Below are 22482 nucleotides of genomic sequence, written 5' to 3' on the forward strand. Positions count from 1 at the left end.
GCAGTGCAGCATCACAATTATTAAATGTTCGCTATAAGGAGCCCTATGCGTCTGCGTATTTTGTCTGATCTTCACTTGGAATTTTTTGAGGGGAACCGCGAACTGCCAGAAGTGGAGGCTGATGTGGTCATCCTGGCTGGTGATATTCACCGTAAAAGTGAGGGTTTAGCCTGGGCGCGCCATCGTTTTCCGGACACGCAGCTTATTTATGTGCCGGGCAACCATGAGTTCTACAATACCTGCATGCCGCTGCTGCGTGACGAGCTAGCGCTTGAAGCCGAGCGGCTCGGCATTGAGCTTCTGGATAATCGTGCCGTCACCCTTAATGGCGTACGTTTTTACGGCACTACCTTATGGACTGACTTTGCGCTTTATGCCGGTGATCCAACGCAAAATTCCGCCGATACAGAGTCCAAGGCGCTGCGCTACATGCCTGACTTTAAAATCATCCAAACCTCGCCAGGGGTGGCTTTCACACCACAGGCTAGCCAGCAGTTGCATGGAGAAGCGTTGGCATGGCTTGAGCGCGAGCTAGAACAGCCGTTTGACGGCCCCAAGGTGGTGATTAGCCATCATGCGCCGCTGCATGACTGTATTCCCGGCCAATACTTGGGTGACGTGTTATCTCCTGCGTTTGCTTCTAACCTGCCTCATTTAATGGGCAAGATGGACATTTGGGTGCATGGGCATGTCCACGAGCCTGTGGATATTCTGCGTAACGGCACCCGTGTTGTTGCCAACCCTGGGGGTTACCCGAATGAGTTTACTCCCGCGCGGTTTAAGCCTGATTGGGTGATTGAGTTATAAATAAATCAATTATTTATAGTTGTTCATTCACTGCTCGTGAATCGCAGGTGGTGATGCAGTCCGCTCAGGCTAGGCCTCAGCCGATCCCGGTCTATGCCGAAATGAGCAGCATCAACCCCGTTTTTTTACTACCAGAAGCACTGAAAGCAAACAGCCAAGCGCTGGGGGAAGCCTTTGTTGGCTCACTTAATATGGGCGCTGGTCAGTTCTGCACAAGCCCAGGCTTGGTGATTGCGGTTAAAGGTGCCGACCTTGAGTCGTTTATTCAGTCAACGCAAAAAGCCGTGGAAGCTAGCGGCGCGCAAACCATGCTGACACCGGGTATTCACAGCGCTTATGAAAAAGGCGTTTCTGCGCTAAGCAGTGAAGCTAATGTGCGTGAAGTTGCTCGTGGACAAACCGGCAGCGGCAGTTACCAGTGCCAAACGGGGTTGTTTGCCGTTAGTACCAGTGACTTTCTCGCTTCCAAAGTGCTTCATCAAGTGTTTCTTACGCCCGGTATGCTACCAATCGCTACCTGAGGCGTTGCTGCCTGAAGCCCTACATGAAGCGAATCCATTGAAGGTGAGTCGATTGGTAGATGGTAAGCGCGAACTATAGAAATAACGTAAGAAACAAGCAAGTTGGAGTTTATCGAGCGGTCTAAGGGCCGCTTTTTTATGTACTTTATTTGTGAGGTGGCTAAAAGAGCGTCTAGACTAATGCCATGGTCGTTAGCTAAGCGAGCCAACATAGCACGTCGGGTCAGGGCACATACTCACGTGTAAACACAAGATCAAACGGAGAACATGCCCATGGAGACCCTCGAATTAATCATTGCCCCGCTGCGCGATGGTCTCTATACCATCATGATGCCTGTCAGTAACTTTATCTGGAGCTACATTCTTGTTTATCTACTCTTAGGTGCTGGCCTGCTGTTTACCATTATGACTCGCGGGATGCAGTTTCGTCTGTTCAGGCATATGGCCTATGTGACGTTTACCGCCCGGGGCGCCGGGGATGGCATTAGCGGCTTTCAGGCATTTGCGACGTCCATGGCGGCGCGGGTGGGGACCGGCAACCTAGCCGGCGTGGCCCTGGCGCTATGGATTGGTGGCCCAGGGGCCATTTTTTGGATGTGGGTGACAGCGTTGCTCGGTTTTGCAACGTCCTTTATCGAATCGACGCTGGCGCAAGTGTATAAGCATCGTAACGAGGATGGCGTATTCCGCGGCGGCCCTGCATTTTATATCGAACGTTGCCTAGGCTGGCGCTGGTTAGGATCACTGTTCGCGGTATTTTTGATTATCGCCTATGGACTGGCGTTTAACGCCGCGCAATCCAACACAATTGCCCAGGGCATGAGCGGTGCCTTTGGCATTCCTAACTGGCTGACGGGCGTAGTCATTGCCATTTTGGCAGGCTTTGTGATTTATGGCGGCCTCAAGTCGGTGGCACGAACCGCCGAAAAAATCGTGCCGATCATGGCCATTGCTTACTTACTGGTCGCGCTATGGATTCTGTTTGCTAACCTTTCTGCCGTCCCTGATATGCTCTCGCTGATTGTGATGAGCGCTTTTGGTCTTGGGCCAGCGGTGGGCGGTGCAGCAGGCTATGCGATTAAAGCGGCCATGGAAAATGGCATCAAGCGTGGCTTATTTTCCAACGAAGCGGGCATGGGCTCGACACCTAACGCGGCTGCCCAGGCGACCGTCAAACATCCCGCGGCCCAGGGCTTGGTGCAATCCTTTGGGGTGTTCGTCGACACCATTGTGATTTGTAGCTGTACCGCTGTGGTGATCCTGCTCTCTGGCGTTTATGAACGGCTGATGTCGGAGTCGCCAGGGGAGAGCATCGAAGGGATACAACTTACCCAAGATGCCATGGTTGATCATCTAGGTGGCTTTGGCGAGATATTCATTGCGTTAGCGATACTGTTTTTTGCTTTTACCTCGATCTTGGCCAACTTCTCGTTCTCGTCGGTTAATATCGAATTTCTGTTCCGCCGCCACGCTAAAAAAGCGGTCAGCGTGTTCAAGGTGATCATTCTAGCGATGGTACTGCTCGGTTCGGTGGCAGAGCTAAGCGTGGTCTGGGACTTTGCCGACCTGGCAATGGGGTTAATGGCCACGACAAACCTGTTTTCCATTCTGTTTATGGCGCCCATTGCGGTTGCCGTATTGAAGGATTACGAGCGTCAACGCCGAGCAGGTATTGAAGAGCCACTCTTTGACCCCGCCATATTAAAACGTCCGGAATTAGTAGATGCCGATGTATGGCCTGTAAAAGAGGCAAAAGAAGGGTAGGGGTTAACTCCCTGCTTCAATAAACGCTTTCGCCCTTGGGTCTTGTATATAGGCAACGTTGAGCCGGAGCCAGGGCGTTGGCTGGTGATCGGCAAAAAACAGATGCCCCGGCGATAGCGTGATTTCCCACCGGTTAGCCAGTTCACTCAGGGCTTCAGGGGTGATGGCTGCTGGTGGTTTTGCCCACACAAACATCCCGCCAGCCGGTTGGGTATACACCTCCCAGCCGGCATTTTTTAGCATCGTTAGTGCCACTGCCATTTGATTGGCGAGCTTGATGCGCAGCCGTTCGGTAAGCTTCCGGTAGCTGCCGTTTTGCAGCATCGTAATGACCACCTGCTCGGCAAATCGTGAAGCGGAAATGCTGGTCAACATCTTTATATCCACTAGGCGCTGTACCCAAGTCACTGGCGCGGCGACAAAGCCGACTCGTAGCGAAGAGGAGAGGCTTTTCGAAAAGCTGCCCAGATAGAACACCCGGCTTAAACCGTCTAGCGCTGCCAATCGGGTGGTGGGGGTATGCTGAAAATCCGCGTAGATATCGTCTTCAATAATCTGAAAATCGTGTTGCTCGGCGAGCTGTAACACTCGGTGTGCCACCGCTGGGGTGAGCGTGCTGCCCGTGGGGTTGTGAAAAACGCTGTTGATGTAGAACAGCTTTGGGCGATGTTCGGCCAACAACACCTCCAAGCGTTCGATATCAGGCCCATCGGCTAATCGCGGCACGCCAATCACGCGGATTCGCTGTAAGTGAAGCAGGCCAAACAGGTTGTAATAGCCCGGTGATTCCACGAAGACCACATCGCCAGGCTCAAGCAGCATCCGCACCAGTAGATCCAGCGAATGGCTGCCGCCGCCGGTCATCACGATCTGCTGGGCGTCCGCATTAATCGCCAGTGGGCGCAGACGTTCCTGGATTAAATCGCGTAAATCCTGCGGCCCTTGCGGGGTACTGTACTCGAAAATTCCTGAACGGCTTTTACGTGCCACTTGGCGAATGGCGTGAGTTAGGTCATCGCCTTCGCGCCAGACGCTTGGCAGCCAGCCGCAGCCCAGCTTGAGCGTGTGCTCATTGGCACTGAAAAGCCCCCATAGGCCGCTGGTGACCTCTTCCAATCCGCTCATAGCTGCTGGTTGTGATACCAGCGCTGCTGCGCTATCCGCCACATAAAAACCTGATCCGGGTCGTGAGCGCACTAAGCCAGAAGCGACAAGTCGTTCGTAGGCTTCAATCACCGCATTACGGCTGATGTGGTGGGTGGCGGCTAAGCGACGAATAGAGGGTAAACGACGGCCACCGCCTGCACCGTGCGCGGCAATCCAAGCGCGAATCCCCGCTTCGAGCTGCTGGGCGATGGGAGTCGTGGCGTGCCGATTAACCTCTAGTTTCATAACGTGCCCTATGGCTTTCAACTGTTCGCTAAAAGGGCGGAACAGTGTCTGGAAAGTGGGAGTTAAGTGTACCTTACCGCTGCGTGGTAAGCGTGGGAGGGTAGCGGTTCAATGACTTACTTATTTAGGACTTCGCTATGAGCCGCACTGCCAATCGCGCTAACAATAAAAGGAGCGCAGCCTGCCTGGCGTTTGCGCTATGTACGATTACCACGGCGGTTAATTTACAGGCCCCTCTTTACGATGCGCTGGCGGCGCGGGATGGTTTGGGCGTTGGTGCCACCAGCATCGCTTTTGCCTGCTATGTAGTGGGCATTATACCGGTGTTGCTGGGGTTAAATGGCTTGGCCGATCGGGTTGGGCGCAAGCCATTAATAATGAGTGCTCTGCTGTTATGTCTCTTGGCGACCGGGATCACCCTGATAGCGCCCGGTTTGCCGGCGCTGGGTGTGGCTCGCTTTCTGCTGGGTATCAGTACGGGGCTAATGTCAGCGGTGGCTCCCGCTTATATGCAACTACTATTGGTGGAAGAGGATAAGCGTGTGGCGACCAATTATGTGACGGCCAGTACCGCGCTTGGGTTTGGCCTGGGGGCGGCGGTGACTAGTCTGTTTGTTTTCCACACCCCAAGCATATCGCCACCCAGTCTGTGGCTTTATATCGCTGCCGCTTTGCTGGCATTGGTGGTGGTCACCACGCTTAAGGATAGCTCACCGAGCGCTACTAAAACGCCTATGCTGCGTCTTCCCAGCTATCCAAAAGGAACTCTCGCCTATGGATTGGCAATTTTGTTGGCCTGGGCGACGGTGGGGTTGGTGATTGCGATTCTGCCTTCAACACTAAGCCTGCACGGTTTATCCGCCTGGAGCGGCTTCGCCACCTTCGGTATCTGCAGCTGCGGGGTGCTGTTTCAGCCCTGGGCGAGAAGGCTTACGCCGCGCAGCGCTACCCGACTGGGTCTGGTGATTTTGCCGATTGCCTATGGGTTGATCGTTTGGGGCGCTGTCCAAGGAAATCTTGTGGCGGTGCTGCTGGGCACGGTAGCAGCCAGTAGCGCTTGCTATGGGTTTATCTATTTGGGAGGGTTAAGTGGTGTGTTGGTGAGTGCGGATGCCTCGGCTAGCCAACAAGCCACCCAAGCCAGCGCGGGCTATTTTCTGATGGCTTACTTGGGCTTCAGTATCCCTGTAATCGTCACCGGCGTACTGATTGATGCGGTAGGACATACGCTTGCGTTAACGCTGTTTGGTCTCGCACTATTGGGCGGCGTTATCATGGCGATCATTTTGCTGCGTAAGGCACAATAGACAGCCCCCAGCGTTCACGATGTCATGAGCGATGCTTCTCTACCAGTAGCCCGCAAGAGGGCACCGCCCAACGAGTGTCGGCGGTAAACACGACATCGCACACCACGGGGGAGTAGTAGCGACGCACCTCGTCGTCAATCCGAGCGCGTAGGGCATCTTGGTTGGTGATGGACAGACGGGATGCCTCAGGCAATACCACATGCACCATGACATACAGCAGGCGGCCTGGGCGTACCATGCGAACACGCACTTGCTGGGTGTCAGTGTTAGCCAGGGCATTCGCGACGGCTTGGCGAACAGGTTCTGCGATAGATTCTTCTGGCGTTTTGTTAAGCAATTCCTTCAGTGCTTGGGAGGCCATGCGCACAGGAACACCCAGGCAGAGCACCACCACCGCAATCACGAGCACCGAATCCACATAGGGCAGAATAGCCAACCAGCCCAGTCGCTCAAACAACATCACTAGGCAAAAGGCTGCTAATACCGCGGCGGAAATGACGCTGTTCACTAGCCAATTTAGTTTATCTGCCGCCACCAATGGGCTGCTCACATGGCGCTGGCTACGGTGCATCACCCAGGCCGTAAACGAACAGGAAACGGTGGCAAAGAGTGCATAAATTACCGCCAAGCCAGCCGCTATTTCGCGGCCACCCGTGAGCAGGGCGGCAATAGCGTCGACCAGGGCGAAAATAGACACGCCTAAAATAAGCAGCCCTTTGCACAGATTCACAAGCGACTCAAAGTAGCTGTAACCAAAGGGGTACGACTCGCTGTCCGGGCGACTGGCAAGCTTGCTGACCTTAATAGTGACGAGGGCGATGCTGAAATAAATAAGATTAAATAGACCATCCAGCAGGATCGCCTGCGAGTTGGAGGCTAACGTAGCAACAATGCCTGCACAGCCAATAAGCAGCGCCATCAAGGCGGAGAATGCCAAGGTTCTCGATTCTGTCTTCACTAACGTTTCTGCTCCAGAGTGTACATCGTCAAAATAGTCGATAAGCATAGCAACTTTGCTGGTGACATATCGAATGCCGGTCGTCTACTCAAAACGATGCTTTGGACAGCCTCGTTAGTTCTACTAATCTTAGGAGGCATTTATTTGATTCACGTTAAACCAAATAGGAGGGTTAGACGATGCCAATGCTAAGCGTAGGAACGGAACAAGGCACGCCGGTAGAGCTGTACTACGAGGTACACGGGGCGGGTAAACCAGTGGTGCTGATCCATGGATGGCCGCTGAGTGGCCGCTCATGGGAGAAGCAGGTGCCAGCGCTGGTAGAGGCAGGCTATAAAGTCGTGACGTATGACCGCCGTGGTTTTGGCTGGTCTACCCAGGCAGATGGTGGCTATGACTACGATACGCTAGCGTCAGACCTTAAGAAACTGATCGACACGCTGGACCTAAACGATGCCACCATAGTGGGCTTTTCGATGGGTGGCGGCGAAGTAGCGCGTTACCTTTCCAGTTACGGCACTGGGCGAGTCAATAAAGCCGTATTTGCTGCAGCGGTTCCCCCTTACCTCTATAAAGCCGACGACAATCCTGAAGGTGGTCTTGATAATGCCACCATCAACCAATTCCTTGAAGGTGTAAAAGGCGACCGTCTTGCCTTCCTAGAAGACTTCACGAAGAGCTTTTTCACCGCCGGTGAGCGCAGCGATTTAATCAGCGAGCCGAACCGCCAGTATCATTGCAACATTGCGGCGTTTGCGTCCCCGCAAGCGACCTATGACTGCATCAAAGCGTTTAGCTATACCGACTTTCGCAAAGACCTGCCCAAGATCGATATACCCACCCTGGTATTGCATGGGGATTCAGATGGCATCGTACCCTTTGAGGTCAGCGGCAAGCGGGCGCAAGAATTACTGCCCAATGCGCAAACGGAAGTGATCAAGGGCGGGCCCCACGGGCTTAATGCCACACACCCCGATGAGTTTAATAGGGCGCTGATTACTTTTTTGGATAGCTAAAAAAACGATTATTCAGGGCTTGTAAGACTAAATCGCCGCCCTTCTTTATAGAGTCAGTTGATACGGGGCGGCGATTCAACGGCTACGTTATCCTTCAATCCAACATTATCCTTCAACCCAAACTTCATCGCCTTTAAAGACGATTTTCCATGTGCGGAGCTTCACGCTTTCATCCTCTAAACACTGACCATCTTTAAGACGGAAGTGTTGCTTATAGATAGGCGAGGCGACGACGGCGGCACCTTTAAGATCGCCTACGATGCCCCGAGCGATTACGTTTGCGTTCGAGAAGGGATCATGATGATCAAGAGCATAGAGCTCATCGCCCTGTTCCTGCACTCCGGGCAAGTAGAAAATAGCGACCTGGGCGGGGCCGTCGGCGGTTTCAAGCCAGGCGGCGATGCCAGAGAACGCGACTAGATCGGCTTTGGTACAGACTTTCTGCCACGTCTTTGTCTTCTGAAGCGCCATGGTATCCATCTCGTTTTTCAATGCAGTTGCGGTCATGGATTGCCTCTTTTTTATCCAGTGTCAGTGTCGTTGTCAGTGTCAGGGCCCAGCGTCGCTTAAGCGGGGCGCAGCTGACCGCGCTCGGAGGTCATAATGATTGACGGATCCGGGCGGTCGTCGTTGACGAAGCTACGGAAGCGTTTGAGTTTTTCTGGATCACTGATGGCGTCGGCCCATTCGCACTGATAGGTATCCACCACGGTTTGCATTTGGCGCTCCAGCTCGTCGTTGATGCCTAGGCTGTCTTCCAGAATCACCTCTTTGAGGTACTCCAGGCCGCCGTCGAGGTTTTCGCGCCATACCGAGGTGCGCTGCAGGCGGTCAGCGGTGCGCACGTAAAACATCAAGAAGCGGTCAATGGTGCGGTAGAGCTGCTCGTCGTCTAGGTCGGTGGCGAACAGTTCGGCGTGGCGGGGGCGCATGCCGCCGTTACCACAAACGTAGAGGTTCCAGCCGTTTTCGGTAGCGATAATGCCGATGTCTTTGCTCTGAGCTTCGGCGCACTCGCGGGTGCAGCCGGAAACGCCGAATTTGATCTTGTGCGGTGAACGCAGCCCCTTGTAGCGGTTCTCCAATTGGATCGCCATGCCAACGCTGTCCTGTACGCCGTAGCGGCACCAAGTGCTGCCTACGCAGGATTTCACCGTGCGCAGCGATTTACCGTAGGCGTGCCCGGTCTCGAAGCCTGCGGCAATCAACTCGCCCCAGATATCCGGCAGGTCTTCCAGGCGGGCGCCGAATAGGTCAATACGTTGGCCGCCGGTCACTTTGGAGTAGAGGCTATACTTTTTAGCCACTTCGCCCAGGGCAATGAGCTTATCAGGGGTGATCTCACCACCGGCCACACGCGGCACTACCGAGTAAGTGCCGTTCTTCTGCATGTTGGCCATGAACGTATCGTTGGTATCCTGCAATGGGATATGCGCCGCATCGGTGATGGGTTCGTTAAAGCAGGAGGCCAAAATGGACGCTACAGCGGGCTTGCAGATATCGCAGCCCAGGCGGTGAGTGTCGGGGTTGCCGTGTTTTTCAATCAGGTCGGTGAAGGTTTTGATGCCTTCGACACGCACAATATCGTAAAGCCCCTGGCGGGTATGGGCAAAGTGCTCACAAATCGATTTATCGACTTCCACACCACGGGCTTCTAGCTCATGGTCAACCACACTTTTCAGCAGCGCGGTGCAGCCGCCGCAGCCGGTGCTGGCTTTGGTGGCCGCTTTGACACCGCCTAGATCTACCACGCCAGCGTCAATAGTGGCGCAAATATCACCCTTGGTGACGTTATGACAAGAGCAGATGGAGGCGGTTTCTGGCAGCGCCCCGGGGCCGAGCGTGGGAGCGGCACCGCTGCTTTGTGGCAGAATCAGTGAAGCAGGTTCATCGGGCAGCTCAATACCGTTGGAGTAGTACTGCAATAAGGTGTCGTAAACACCGTTGTTGCCCACCAACATGGCGCCGAGCAGCTTTTTACCATCGCTGGAGACCACCAGCTTGCGGTACTCCTGCTTGATGGGATCCAGGTAGCGGAACATGCGTGCGCTGGGGTTTTGGTTGCCGTGAGCGTCACCAATCGAACCCACGTCCACGCCCAGCAGCTTGAGCTTGGTGCTCATATCGGCGCCACCAAAGTGTGTGTCTCCACCGGTCAACGTGGATAGTGCGGTTTTGGCCATTTGGTAGCCCGGCGCCACCAAGCCAAAAATGCTCTGGTTCCACAGTGCGACTTCGCCAACCGCGAGGATAGCCGGGTCGCTGGTAAGGCACTGGTTATCGACCACGACGCCACCGCGCTCGCCAATCTCCAGGCCGCAGTCGCGAGCTAGCTGGTCGCGGGGACGAATGCCTGCTGAGAAGACGATGAGATCGGTTTCAAGGACTTTATCGTCTTGAAAGACCATGCGGTGACGGCTCGCCTCGCCATCTTCAATACGCTGGGTGGCGCGCTCGGTGAGCACCTGTACGCCCAAGGCTTCAATTTTTTCGCGCAGCAGTTCACCGCCTTCGTTATCTACCTGCATCGGCATCAGCCGCGAGGCAAATTCAACAACGGCAGTGTCCAGGTTTAATCCCCGCAGGGCATTGGCGGCTTCTAAACCCAGCAGGCCACCGCCCACCACCACGCCGGTGGTGGCATTTTCGGCGGCGGCTTGGATGGCGTCCAGGTCGTCCAGGGTGCGGTACACCAGGCAGCCATCGCGGTCATTACCGGGTATCGGCGGCACAAAGGGGAAGGAGCCGGTGGCTAGCACCAAGCGGTCATATGGGTAGCGGCCCTGGTCGGTGACCACTTCTTGCGCACTGCGGTCGATCTCGATCACGGCCTCGCCAGTACGCAGTTCTACGCCGCTGACGGCGTAGTAATCCGCCTCGCAAAGTGCTAGCGAATCGGCATCGCGGCCGCTGAAATATTCAGACAAATGCACCCGGTCGTAGGCGCGATGGCGCTCTTCGCCAAACACCGTAACCTGATAGCGTTCTAGTGCGCCGTTATCGACCAGTTGCTCGACCAAGTGGTGGCCGACCATGCCGTTACCAATAACGATTAATTGCTGTGTAGTGGACATGTTTTCGATAGACATAGCTATGCCGCCTCTAAGGTCGATAAATGGGGAGTATCGTTGTGCTGGTCAGCCGCAATGGTTTGGAGCACTGCTACATCAGCAGCACCAAACAGGAGTGCATGGCGACAGTCGTTAAGGTTCGTGCCTACGAGTGCTTGTTCGAAGTACCAAGGGCCTTGGCTGGTGTCGCCGTAAAGCACCGCACCTTCAAGCTGGCCGTTGCGAAGTAACAGACGACGGTAATCGCCGCGCTCAATGTCGTGGTAGCTAAGCACTTCATGCTCGGCGCTGGCGTCGGTGGGGCCAAAGGCGTAGAGCGCAACACCGCTGATTTTGAGTTTGGTGGCGCTGGGCGCATCCGCATAGCCTTGGGTATTTGTGCCGCACAGCGTCGCGGCGAGCACCTCTACCTGACGCCAGATCGGTTCCACCAAGCCGTAGGTGGTGCCATCAAATTGGCAGCATTCACCCAAGGCGGAAATGGCCGGGTCTGAGGTGGTGAGCCATTCGTCAACCACAATAGCTCGATCAGTGCGCAGTCCTGCCTGATGGCCAAGTTCCGCATTGGGAGTAATGCCCGCGGCAATAATCACGCTAGAGGCGTTGAACTGACGGCCATCGGCAAGTTGTACCTTGGCTACGCGCCCATGAGTATCGCCCTCTAGCTGTGCTAACTGGGCGCCGGTGATGATCTTTAAACCACGCTGGGAAAGTTCGTTTTCAAGCAGATGCGCGGCAGTGGTATCCAGCTGGCGGTTCATTAGCCGCTCGCTGCGTTGGAGCACGCTGACGCTGATATCACTGCCGCGTTTACGCAGTCCTTCAGCAGCTTCAAGGCCCAGCAGACCGCCGCCAATCACCACTGCATCACCGCCCTGTTGAGCGATGTCGGTAAGTGCACCAGCGTCTTGCAAGTCGCGAAAGCCGTGTACACCCGCAAGCTCAATACCGGGGATGTCGGGCAGCGCTGGGCGTGAGCCGGTGGCGATGACCAAACGGTCGTAATGCAGTGTGCGGCCGGTGTCGGTGATTACCGTACGGCGATCACGCTGCAGGCTTTCGACCTTTTCGCCGAGAATCAGAGTGACATTCTGAGCCGCGTACCACTGCGCATCGCGCAGAGTAAGTGCGTCTTGCTGCATCTCACCGGCCAGCAGTGGCGAAAGCAGGATACGGTTATACGCGGGGGTTGGTTCAGCGCCAATTACCGTGATGCGCTGGGGGCGCGTAGGTGATTTCACCAGCGCCTCAATCAGACGGTGGCTGGCCATACCACTACCAATAATGACTAGATGGTCGCTGGGTGAGCACCGGGAAATGGTTTCCATGGGTAGCTCCTCTGTGTCGTTGCGGATGCTTGAGCACCAAACAAAAAACGCCCCTGTCGCGCACCGCTTTGCAAAAAATCGCAAAAGCGTGCGTAACAGGGGCGTCGTTGCCCGATAGCGTCTTTTTAAACGCGCGACAACCGCCATTGGCTGCCAACTGATTAAAAACCTTACTCTGTAACAAGCAAGGAGCTAGCCAACTGGACGTATAGAATGTTTTTTTAAATAACTTCAGCTGCTTATGTGTAGGTTATGGGTAAGTTGTGGCAATGCTCTTCGGATAGACTGCACGGTGATGGTGCGAAAAGGGAGGTAGCGTGCACTCTCAAACACCATTTAGCGTGTGTACAGTGCGAAAAAGAGCGTTGCGTAGTCATCTGTCGGTTTTTAAATAATTGTTTATAAGAAACAATTTTTAAAATAGTTGGTTCTGGGCTTGGCTTTTGCAGCTATCTAGGCAACAAGCTAGTTAACAAGGGATAAGCGCTCATTGCTTGGCGATGGCAGCGAACAACTCCAAAGCCGTTAGAAAAATAAGTAGCCGAATGTGTAGCTGTTAGACAATCTTCATCTGTTTGAAGAGTGTTTTGAAAATAGTCTGAAGAGTGTATTGCACCGATGAAGGTGCGCTGTGGCAACGACGTCCAGCCCTCTTCTCTTAATGCGTTTATAGAGCGCATTAGAGAACGGGACTGGGCGTTTTTTTATGCCTGGCGCTAATGAGCAATCCGAGGAGTAGCTATGACTCAGGCCAAAACCATATGCCCCTACTGCGGCGTCGGCTGTGGCGTAACGGCAACCGTTGACGCGGGCACGCTGAGCGCCGTAGAGGGCGACCGCGAGCATCCGGCGAACTACGGGCGGCTGTGTGTCAAAGGGTCTGCGCTACACGAAACCTTGGGGAACCAGGGGCGGCTGACTCACCCTCGCATTGATGGTGTTGAGGTCTCCTGGGACAATGCCCTAAGCACTACTGCCGAACGCTTAAACACCCTGCGGGCCGAGCATGGCAACCATAGTGTGGCCGCGTACCTCTCCGGCCAGCTGCTAACCGAAGATTACTACGTAGCCAATAAGCTGTTTAAAGGCTTTTTAGGCACACCCCACTTAGATACTAATTCGCGACTGTGTATGGCCTCTGCGGTCGCTGGCTATAAACGTGCCTTCGGTGCGGATGCGGTGCCGTGCAACTACGAAGATCTGGAGGAGGCGGAGCTGGTCGTGTTGGTGGGCTCTAACCTAGCCTGGAATCACCCGGTGCTTTACCAGCGCATTAAAGTGGCGAAAGAGCGCAACCCACTGATGCGCCTGGTGGTGATCGACCCCCGCGTGACAGACAGTTGTGAAATTGCTGACCTCTACCTTGGGATTAAACCAGGCAGCGATGCTTACCTATTTAACGGCCTGCTGGCGTGGATGACGCAACGTGAAAAGCTCGATACCCGCTATCTTGAGCGTCACACCGAAGGGTTTGAGGATGCGCTGGCGGCAGCCCAGCAAACCGCAGGTTCAGTGGTGGAAGTCGCGGCGGTCTGTGATGTCGACCCCGAGCGTCTGGAAACCTTCTACTACTGGTTCGCCAGCCAGTTGCATGTGGTCACGCTCTACTCCCAGGGCGTTAATCAATCCGCCAGTGGTACCGATAAGTGCAACGCGATTATTAACTGCCACTTAGCTGGTGGAAAGATTGGCTTGCCGGGGGCGGGGCCGTTCTCGATTACCGGCCAGCCCAACGCCATGGGGGGCCGCGAAGTAGGTGGGTTAGCCAACCAATTAGCCGCGCATATGGATTACCACACCCCAGGTGCCTTCGAGCTGGTCAGCCGCTTTTGGGCTACCGACAGCCTGACGCCGAGCCTGCCGGAAGGGCCCGGTTATAAAGCAGTGGAACTGTTTGAAGCCATTGAGCGTGGTGAGATAAAAGCGCTGTGGGTAATGGCCACCAATCCTGCCATCAGCCTGCCCGATGCTGCACGGGTACGCGCTGCGCTGGAAAAGTGCCCGCTGGTAATCGTTTCCGAGTGCGCTGCCCATACCGACCTGCTGCCTTATGCCGACATTGTGCTGCCTGCCTCGGGGTGGTCGGAAAAAGATGGCACGGTGACTAACTCCGAGCGGCGTATTTCTCGCCAGCGGGGCATGTTGCCGCCCCCCGGTGAGGCCCGCCACGATTGGTGGATAATCTGCGAGGTGGCGAAACGGTTGGGGTATGCCGAGGCGTTTAACTACGCGCACCCTTGGGAGATTTTCGACGAGCACGCTCGGCTCTCGGCGTTTGAAAACGGCATTGAGGGAAGTCCGAAACGAGTGTTCGATATTTCAGGGCTGGTAGGGCTGGGTCAAGAGGGGTACGACACCCTGGCGCCGATCCAGTGGCCGGTGACTGTTCAAGCGCCCCACGGCACGGCACGGCTATTTGAGGAGGGCGAGTTTGCCACCGCTAATGGCCGCGCCAAGCTGCTGGCGATCCATCCTCAAGGGCCTGAGCAGTCGCTGAGTGCAGCCTATCCGCTTCGGCTTAATACCGGCCGGATACGTGACCAGTGGCACACCATGACCCGCACCGCACGCTCACCGCGGTTAATGAACCACCGCGCTGAACCCTTTATGGACGTGCACCCCGACGACGCCGATACCGCCGGTGTGAGCGATCAAGGGCTGGCGGTGTTAACCGCCGCGAAAGGTGAATTTCGCGCTCGGGTGCGGGTCTCCAATGCCCAGCGCCGCGGTGAGGTCTTCGTGCCCATCCACTGGACTGACTGCTTCACCCAGCAGGCCAGAAGCAGCGCGCTGATCGACTGCATTACGGATCCGCTCTCTGGGCAGCCTGAATCGAAACACGGCGCTGTGGCGCTGGCGCCGCTTGCTACCGAATGGCAGGCCACCCTGCTGGTCGCCGAAGGTGTAACGGAGTCAACACCCTGGTGCACCAGTGCCTACTGGACACGTATTCCCATGCGCAGCTGCCAGCGCTGGCAGCTTGCCAATACTCAGTCGGTGAATGACTGGTTAGCGCAGCTGAAAACGTGGCTGCCCGGCGACGTATCGGTCGTCAGCCAAGACCCGACTAACGGACGCCTGCGCGCCGCCTGCGTGGAAAACGGTCAGTTGCGCTGGTGGCTGATGGTCGGCCCGCCCAACGAGTTGCCAGGGTTGGCGTGGCTGGAAGCGCGTTTTAACGATGAAAGGCTCAGCGATACCCATCGCCGACGTTTATTAGCAGGCTGCGACGACGGCGCTGCGGATACCGGTCCGGTGGTCTGCAGCTGTCACCAGGTAGGCCAAACCACCATCGTTAATGCCATCCGCGAGGGTGACACCAGCGTAGAAGCGTTGGGCGCTAGGCTCGCCTGCGGCACCCAGTGCGGCAGCTGTATTCCCGAATTGAAATCACTTATTGAAGAGGAGCGGCCCCATGCCCGCACTAAGCAATCCCTTGCTACTGAAGTGGTTTAACGCCTTTATGCGGCTGTCGCAACGCGCGCTGTCGCCGTGGGTTCAGCATGCTACTGATATACGTTTGCCACTGCGTGGTGAGTGCCGCGCGGGGCAGGTTTATCTGGTCGGCGCAGGCAGCGGCGACGCGGAGCTGTTAACCCTCAAGGCCGCACGTTTACTTATGCAGGCCGACGCCGTGGTGTATGACCGCTTGGTGGGCGATGACGTGCTGGCGCTGATCCCTGGTGGCAGCGAGCGCTACTACGTGGGTAAAGCACGCGGCCATCACAGCGTACCGCAAGCTGAGATCGGTGCGCTGATGGTAAAACTCGCCCGGGAAGGTAAATCGGTGGTGCGCTTGAAAGGCGGCGACCCGGCGGTGTTTGCGCGGATGGGTGAAGAGCTGGACGCTTTGGCCGCCGCTGAGATCCCTGCTGCCATTGTGCCGGGGATTACCGCGGCCTCTGCCGCCGCTGCCTGTATGGGCATCCCGCTCACCGACCGTGGTCATGCTCAGCAGCTACGCTTTGTGACTGCCCAGCTATGCCGCGAAGACGGTTCGCCGGATTGGGCGTCGCTGGCGCGCAAGGATGAAACCCTGGTGTTTTATATGGGGCTTTCAAAAGTGAGTGCCATTTGCCACGGCCTGCGCCAGGCAGGCCTGCCGGATGAGTGGCCGATCATGCTGGTGGCTAACGCCAGCCAGCCCGAACAGCAGTCGCTGGTGGGCTCGCTTGCTGACATGCCCGAGCAACTCGCCGCAACTCCGTTGCCGTCACCCTGCTTGATTGTGGTGGGCAGCGTGGTGCAAAGAGTCGCCACTTCGCCTGCTTTAAAAACCACCGACATTGCTCAGCCTTACTCCTCTGACCTTTAACTTTTGACCTTTGAACCTGCTGCTAAGGAAACGCCTTTATGTCCTACTTATTGCCTGCTGAATTTGCCACTAAGATGGTCGATGCCGGTGAAGCCAAACTGCACATGTCTACCCGCGATGCTTTGATTCGTGCCTTTATGGCGGGGGCTATTTTGGCCATCGCTGCAGTATTTGCGGTGACCGTAGCGGTACAAACCGGCTACCCGATTATCGGCGCCATCCTGTTTCCGGTGGGCTTTTCGATACTTTATCTAATGGGATTTGATCTGTTGACCGGGGTGTTTGTGTTAACACCGCTGGCATGGCTGGATAAGCGGCCCGGCGTTACGATTAATCGTATTCTTAAGCACTGGGGTATTGTATTTACTGGTAATTTTGCCGGGGCATTAACGGTCGCTTTTCTAATGGCGATTGTCTTTACCTACGGCTTTAGCACCGAACCTAGCGAGGTGGGCCGAGTCATTGGTGAAGTAGGCGAAGGGCGCACGGTGGGCTATAAAGAGTACGGTGCTGGCGGCATGGCAACGATTTTTATCCGTGGCATATTGTGCAACTGGATGGTCTCACTGGGCGTAGTGGGCGCGATGATTTCGACCACGGTCAGCGGCAAGGTCATTGCCATGTGGATGCCGATTATGCTGTTCTTCGGCATGGGGTTCGAGCACTCGGTGGTCAATATGTTCCTGTTCCCATCCGGGCTGATGATGGGGGGTAATTTTTCGATGATGGATTATCTGATCTGGAACGAGATTCCTGTGGTACTGGGTAACTTAATTGGTGGTTTGGCATTGACGGGGCTCACCCTCTACACCACCCATGTGCGTACCGCGCCACAGAAAGCGTTATAAGTGCTGCATAGCGAACTTTGAAGAACCATAAGCCTTCGCTTTGGCGGAGGCTTTTTTAGGGGAAGCATAATGGCAGCGCTGACCATTTCGCTCGGCCAGTACTCGGATAAAGGGCGCAAGCCAAGCAACCAGGATTTTTATGGTGCCTATTTGCCCAACGACTCCCTGCGCGTAAACAAAGGCATTGCGATCGCGTTAGCAGATGGGATCAGCAGCAGTGATGTCAGCCGCGAGGCAAGTGAGGCGGCGGTGGGTGGATTTCTGAGCGATTATTATGCCACCCCGGCCACTTGGACGGTCAAAACGTCAGCCCAGCGGGTACTGCAAGCGACTAACGCGTGGCTTTATGCCCAAACCCGGCAAAGCCAGTACCGTTATAACCTGGACCGCGGCTATGTATGTACCCTGAGCGCGATGGTGCTTAAGTCCACCACCGCACACCTGTTTCATGTCGGCGATAGCCGTATCTATCAGCTTACCGGCAATACGCTGGAGGTGCTAACCGAGGATCATCGCTTTTGGGCATCGCGGGAAGTCAGCCATTTAAGCCGCGCCATGGGGGCCAGCCAGCACCTGGAGCTGGATTATCGCGCCGTATCGCTCAGCGCCGACGATCTGTTTGTACTTACCACCGATGGCGTTTACGAGTGGTTAACCAGCGCTGAAATGGTCGCGCTGATTCATGCTCACTGGGGCGATCTTGATATGGCCGCTAAGGCGCTGGTTGATGCCGCTCTTGAGAACGGCAGCGACGATAACCTGACGGTGCAGATTGTGCGCGTTGATACGCTGCCCGAGCATCACGCCGATGAGCTTTATGCAGCAATGAGTGTATTACCACAGCCACCAGAATTACGCGCGGGCAGCGAACTGGATGGCTATCGCATTGTGCGTCAACTGCATGCCAGTAGCCGCAGCCATGTCTACCTGGCGGAAGATATCGCTAGTGGCGATAAGGTAGCGTTGAAAACGCTTTCAACCGAGCTAAGCCAAGACCCGGCGAGTATTGAGCGGTTTGTGCGTGAAGAGTGGATTGCACGTCGCATTGATAATGAACATGTACTTAAAGCTCCCGTGCAAGAGCGACCCCGCCATTATCTTTATACCGTACTGGCCTATATCGAAGGGCAAACCCTGACCCAATGGATGCGCGACCACCCCAATGCTGAATTAGCCAGTGTCCGTCCCATTGTCGAGCAGATTGCCAAAGGGCTTCGCGCCTTTCATCGTCTGGAAATGCTCCATCAGGATCTGCGTCCTGATAACGTTATGATTGATCACCACGGTACGGTGAAGCTGATCGATTTTGGCGCAGCCAAGGTGGCGGGAATTGCCGAAGCGGAGAGCCAAGACCACGTTAGCGAAGATATCCTAGGCACCGCACAGTACACCGCGCCGGAGTATTTTTTAGGTGAAGGGGGTACTCCCCAGGCAGACCAGTACTCCCTGGCCGTTATCACCTATCAGATGTTGACCGGCACGCTGCCCTACGGCACCAACGTGGCTAAAACACGCACAAGGGCGGCGCAACATAAGCTGGCGTATCAGTCAGCGCTCAACGAAAACCGTGAACTGCCTGCTTGGGTGGATGAAGTACTTAAAAGGGCGCTGCATCCCAGCCCCTACAACCGTTATCCGGCGCTTTCGGAGTTTGTTTTTGAACTGAACTCACCAAGTCCAGGGTTGCTTAAGCGCGCACAGTTACCATTGTTAGAACGTGACCCGGTACTTTTCTGGAAGGGTGTGTCGTTGGCATTGGCTATTATCGTGATTGCCCTATTAGTGCGGTAAGGATAGCCATGGTTGCTGCTATCAGCGCGCATCGTCGAAGCGGTCGACCCGGCGTAAGGTTGGGAAAAGCCTTATCCAGGCGCCCACCACTGCTAGCGTACCGACACCGCCAATGATGGCTGCGGGTACGGCACCAAACCAGGCAGCCATGCTGCCCGCGCGAAACTCGCCTAACTCATTGCTGGAGCCGATAAATAGCATGTTGACCGCATTCACACGGCCACGCATTTCATCGGGAGTAGCAAGCTGAATCAGTGTCATGCGTACATATACACTAATCATATCGGCGGCACCCGCCACGAACATGGCTATCAGCGAAACCCAAAAAATCGTCGAAAAAGCGAACACCAGGTTGGCAACGCCGAAAACGGCTACCGCTACAAACATGACCCAACCGGCGCGGCGCTTGATACCGCGCATGCCTAAGTACAACCCCATGAGCAGTGCACCGACAGCAATTGCGCTGCGTAATGCACCTAATCCTTCTGGCCCAACGTGCAGCACCTCCTGCGCATAAATAGGCAGCAGCGCGACGACTCCCCCTAATAAAACCGCAAACAGGTCCAGGGAAATGGCCCCCAAAATAATCGGCTGATAGCGGATATAGCGAATTCCCGCCGTAAACCGCTTTACCGCTGTGCTTTCTAGCGTTTTAGCTGCTTCAGCGTAGCGAATTGGTACAGGGAGCAGTAACACCAGCGCGATCGTAAAACACCCTAGGCAAACGCTGTATGCAAGGCTGCCACTCCCAATACCATAAAGAATACCGCCTAATAGAGGACCTGCAATGACGGCAATCTTCATGATGGAACTGTTCAATGCAATGGCCGAGGCAAGCTGAGCGCGGGGCACGATATTGGGCAGCAAACTTTGTAGCGCAGGGCCGGTGAAAGCGCGCGCCGCTCCAAACAGTGCCAATACTGCGTAAAAGCCGGTCACGTTGTGGCTCTCGTTCAGCGAAAGCGTGAGCAGCAAGGCGCTGCACAGCCCTTGTACTCCCCAGCTAAACTGCAAAATGCGTTTGCGCGAGAAGCGGTCAACGACATCCCCCGCGGGCAGCAGAAGCAGCACCATGGGCAGGAACTGCGCCAATCCCACATACGCCAGGGCCATGGGATCACGGGTGATGTCGTAAACCTGCCAAGCCACCACGATGGCCTGAATTTGCATGGCAAATACCGCGGCTAAGCGCGACAGCAAAAAGCTTAAAAACCCCGATTGGCGGTGAAGCGGCAGTAAAGGCTCATTAGCGCTGGCAGGTGCGTTGGTAGCGGTTGTCATAGCGTCTTCATGGTTAACGGCGTTTCAAGGCCCTGGGGTTGAAGTGAAGCAATCACCACCCCATGTTAGTTAACACGCTATCAATAGAAAAGGATGTTAATGATGCAACAAGTGATGCCTAACCCCGGTTTCGGTACTTTTCGCCTGGAAGGCGATACGCTCAAGCAGAGCATTCATGCAGCGCTTGAGGCGGGGTATCGCCATATCGACACGGCACAGTTTTATGGCAATGAAGCGGAGGTTGGTGCCGCGATTCATGACAGCGACGTGCACCGCAGCGATATTTTTCTCACCACCAAGGTATGGTTTGACAACCTGGAACCTGCCACGCTGAAGGCCAGCGTAGACGAAAGTCTCCAGAAGCTGGGCACAGGTTACGTTGATCTGCTGTTGATTCACTGGCCATCGCCTAATGATGACGTGCCGATGGCGGATTATTTGACGGCCCTGAAGGAAGTCAAAGCGGAAGGCAAAGCACGCCATATCGGTATTTCTAATTTCACCTGCGATCAGGTGGACGAGGCGATCAGTATTCTGGGTAAGGGCGAAATTCTGACCAATCAGATCGAGGTCCACCCTTTCCTTCAGAACCATAGACTGGTTGAGCACTGCGAGCAGCAAGGTATTCAGGTCACCGCCTTTATGCCGCTGGCGGTGGGCAAGGTAATGGACAATCCGACTCTTCAGAAAATTGCCGACGCCCATGGCGTAACGCCCGCGCAAATTGCCTTAGCGTGGGTAAAACAGCGCAATATGGTGACGATTCCTTCATCGACCAAGGCGCGCAATATTCAAAGCAACATTGCCGCATTAGATTTAGTACTAAGCGACAGTGAAATGGCTGATATTGCCATGTTGGATCGCCAAGAGCGTATTGCTAACCCTGACTTTGCGCCAGCCTGGGATGAGTAATAGAAATGAATAATCAGGGCATGAAACGCTAAACGACGAACTTCAGTAAATAGTATGTGTCGTAGTGGGTGCCTGCCTAGGCAGGCATCTTTAAACGAACGGAGAGAACGATGAAACAGCGTAAAATCAAAGACAATGCGTTAAAAGCACAGCTGCGAACGCCGATGTTTAAAATGCAGCAGCAAACACCGAAAAAGGGGAAAGGAAGCTACTCCCGTAAAGGACGCATTACTAATTCATGCACTAAGCAGGGATATAGCCAAGCCGCTTGAGTTAGGTTTTTCTCGACAAGTGGTTTCGCTATATCTCTGCACTTTATTCTAAGCCTAAAACGCCCCGGCCACTTCCTATCGCCGGGGCGTCAATTTACCTCGCTATTTGCTCGCCATGGGTAACTTGGCATGTTTCCATCCGATATCCTGACTGATAAACGCTGCGTAGACGCAGGCCATGACGACCGTCCAGTTCCAATTTACGGCGTAAGCGGCTTACGTGGGTATCAACGGTGCGCGTTGAAACATCGCCTTTAATACCCCAGATCAGCTCAAGTAAGTGAGCTCGTATGATCAGTTCGCCGATTTTTGAGAAAAAGAGGGCGGCTAGCCGATACTCACGTTCGGTTAAATCAACGGCTTGGCCGGCCACGCTGATGTAATGCTCTTCGGTATGCAGGGTAAAGGTGTCGGGGCAGGCAGGCGCCGAGCGTAATGTCGCGTAGCCTGACCGTCTACCCAACGCGCTCACTCGAGCGATCAGCTCTTTAGGACGAAGGGGTTTCGCTAAAAAATCGTCTGCGCCTTGTTCTAGGGCTTTGACCACATCTTCTTCACCCTGACTGGCGGTAATAAACAGGATAGGCCCGCGCCAGCTGTCGTGTTGACGCAGGTGAGCGACCACATCCATACCGCAGCTATCGGGGAGCCGCCAGTCGATAATAAGTAAATCAAAGGTGTGCTGTTGCGTGGCGCGCCGAAGCTCGTTGGAGCGAGTAAATAAAGATACGCGATGACCGGCTGTTAGGAGACACTGCTCAATAAAGGCCTGTTGGTCGAGGTCATCCTCGAGTACGCCAATATGCATGTTGATTTACCTTATTGTCGTATTACAAATTTCGCACCCTAGGGATCGCAAAGCTCATACTTTAAGTATAGTTGAGGTTAGTGCGTTGGCA

The 22482-nt window shown here is 55.1% G+C and carries 17 protein-coding genes and 1 pseudogene; 11 read left to right on the forward strand and 7 right to left on the reverse strand.

Annotation, left to right across the window (positions count from 1 at the left end; all coding sequences use genetic code 11):
• The first annotated feature begins 45 nt into the window (after positions 1 to 45).
• From ACW44H_RS03875 to ACW44H_RS03885, 3 genes and pseudogenes are all read left to right on the forward strand, one after another.
• Positions 46 to 807, forward strand: a complete 762-nt coding sequence (locus ACW44H_RS03875; protein ID WP_457507047.1) for a metallophosphoesterase — start codon at positions 46 to 48, stop codon at positions 805 to 807.
• An 11-nt stretch (positions 808 to 818) separates the two neighbouring features.
• A pseudogene (locus tag ACW44H_RS03880) lies at positions 819 to 1407 on the forward strand (aldehyde dehydrogenase (NADP(+))); the annotation flags it as partial.
• A gap of 194 nt (positions 1408 to 1601) precedes the next feature.
• Complete coding sequence (locus ACW44H_RS03885; RefSeq protein ID WP_457507049.1) at positions 1602 to 3092, forward strand: alanine/glycine:cation symporter family protein; 1491 nt, start codon at positions 1602 to 1604, stop codon at positions 3090 to 3092.
• A gap of 3 nt (positions 3093 to 3095) precedes the next feature.
• Here ACW44H_RS03885 and ACW44H_RS03890 read toward each other — a convergent pair whose 3' ends face one another.
• Positions 3096 to 4484: an aminotransferase-like domain-containing protein gene (locus ACW44H_RS03890; RefSeq protein WP_457507051.1), complete on the reverse strand. Its 1389-nt coding sequence runs from the start codon at positions 4482 to 4484 to the stop codon at positions 3096 to 3098.
• A gap of 137 nt (positions 4485 to 4621) precedes the next feature.
• On the opposite strand from ACW44H_RS03890, the gene ACW44H_RS03895 reads away from it, so the two are divergent.
• Positions 4622 to 5791 (forward strand): MFS transporter, encoded by a 1170-nt coding sequence (locus ACW44H_RS03895; RefSeq protein WP_113268804.1) that lies wholly within the window; start codon positions 4622 to 4624, stop codon positions 5789 to 5791.
• A 22-nt stretch (positions 5792 to 5813) separates the two neighbouring features.
• On the opposite strand, the gene ACW44H_RS03900 is transcribed toward ACW44H_RS03895, so the two are convergent.
• Positions 5814 to 6749, reverse strand: a complete 936-nt coding sequence (locus tag ACW44H_RS03900; RefSeq protein WP_457508920.1) for a cation diffusion facilitator family transporter — start codon at positions 6747 to 6749, stop codon at positions 5814 to 5816.
• A gap of 179 nt (positions 6750 to 6928) precedes the next feature.
• Between ACW44H_RS03900 and ACW44H_RS03905 the strand changes: the two genes are divergently transcribed.
• Positions 6929 to 7765 (forward strand): alpha/beta fold hydrolase, encoded by an 837-nt coding sequence (locus ACW44H_RS03905; RefSeq protein ID WP_457507054.1) that lies wholly within the window; start codon positions 6929 to 6931, stop codon positions 7763 to 7765.
• Positions 7766 to 7870: 105 nt separating this feature from the next.
• On the opposite strand, the gene nirD is transcribed toward ACW44H_RS03905, so the two are convergent.
• From nirD to ACW44H_RS03920, 3 genes are read right to left on the reverse strand one after another with little or no spacing between them, the layout of a single operon-like run.
• Positions 7871 to 8272: a nitrite reductase small subunit NirD gene (gene nirD, locus ACW44H_RS03910; RefSeq protein ID WP_113268806.1), complete on the reverse strand. Its 402-nt coding sequence runs from the start codon at positions 8270 to 8272 to the stop codon at positions 7871 to 7873.
• Positions 8273 to 8331: 59 nt separating this feature from the next.
• Positions 8332 to 10839, reverse strand: coding sequence for a nitrite reductase large subunit NirB (gene nirB / locus ACW44H_RS03915; RefSeq protein WP_457508922.1), 2508 nt, complete (start codon positions 10837 to 10839; stop codon positions 8332 to 8334).
• A 17-nt stretch (positions 10840 to 10856) separates the two neighbouring features.
• Positions 10857 to 12164: an NAD(P)/FAD-dependent oxidoreductase gene (locus ACW44H_RS03920; RefSeq protein ID WP_457507056.1), complete on the reverse strand. Its 1308-nt coding sequence runs from the start codon at positions 12162 to 12164 to the stop codon at positions 10857 to 10859.
• Between the two features lie 741 nt (positions 12165 to 12905).
• Between ACW44H_RS03920 and ACW44H_RS03925 the strand changes: the two genes are divergently transcribed.
• From ACW44H_RS03925 to ACW44H_RS03940, 4 genes are all read left to right on the forward strand, one after another.
• The gene (locus ACW44H_RS03925) at positions 12906 to 15620 is read left to right on the forward strand and encodes a nitrate reductase (RefSeq protein WP_457507058.1); all 2715 of its coding nucleotides are present in this window, start codon (positions 12906 to 12908) and stop codon (positions 15618 to 15620) included.
• Positions 15580 to 16479 carry a uroporphyrinogen-III C-methyltransferase gene (cobA, locus tag ACW44H_RS03930; protein ID WP_457507060.1) on the forward strand — a complete coding sequence of 300 codons (900 nt, stop codon included), beginning with the start codon at positions 15580 to 15582 and terminating at the stop codon, positions 16477 to 16479. The genes ACW44H_RS03925 and cobA overlap by 41 nt, the downstream gene beginning before the upstream one ends.
• Positions 16480 to 16517: 38 nt before the next feature.
• Positions 16518 to 17327, forward strand: a complete 810-nt coding sequence (locus tag ACW44H_RS03935) for a formate/nitrite transporter family protein (protein WP_113268810.1) — start codon at positions 16518 to 16520, stop codon at positions 17325 to 17327.
• Between the two features lie 69 nt (positions 17328 to 17396).
• Positions 17397 to 19118, forward strand: a complete 1722-nt coding sequence (locus tag ACW44H_RS03940; protein ID WP_457507063.1) for a protein kinase domain-containing protein — start codon at positions 17397 to 17399, stop codon at positions 19116 to 19118.
• A 21-nt stretch (positions 19119 to 19139) separates the two neighbouring features.
• On the opposite strand, the gene ACW44H_RS03945 is transcribed toward ACW44H_RS03940, so the two are convergent.
• Positions 19140 to 20399, reverse strand: coding sequence for an MFS transporter (locus ACW44H_RS03945; RefSeq protein ID WP_457507065.1), 1260 nt, complete (start codon positions 20397 to 20399; stop codon positions 19140 to 19142).
• A 93-nt stretch (positions 20400 to 20492) separates the two neighbouring features.
• Between ACW44H_RS03945 and dkgB the strand changes: the two genes are divergently transcribed.
• Together dkgB and arfA are read left to right on the forward strand one after the other, a co-directional pair.
• Positions 20493 to 21311, forward strand: coding sequence for a 2,5-didehydrogluconate reductase DkgB (dkgB, locus tag ACW44H_RS03950; protein ID WP_457507067.1), 819 nt, complete (start codon positions 20493 to 20495; stop codon positions 21309 to 21311).
• Positions 21312 to 21421: 110 nt separating this feature from the next.
• Positions 21422 to 21583, forward strand: a complete 162-nt coding sequence (arfA, locus tag ACW44H_RS03955) for an alternative ribosome rescue factor ArfA (RefSeq protein ID WP_457507069.1) — start codon at positions 21422 to 21424, stop codon at positions 21581 to 21583.
• A gap of 94 nt (positions 21584 to 21677) precedes the next feature.
• Here arfA and ACW44H_RS03960 read toward each other — a convergent pair whose 3' ends face one another.
• Positions 21678 to 22391, reverse strand: coding sequence for a response regulator transcription factor (locus ACW44H_RS03960; protein ID WP_457507071.1), 714 nt, complete (start codon positions 22389 to 22391; stop codon positions 21678 to 21680).
• Between the last annotated feature and the right edge of the window lie 91 nt (positions 22392 to 22482).

The sequence above is a fragment of the Vreelandella sulfidaeris Esulfide1 genome, from assembly GCF_054072535.1.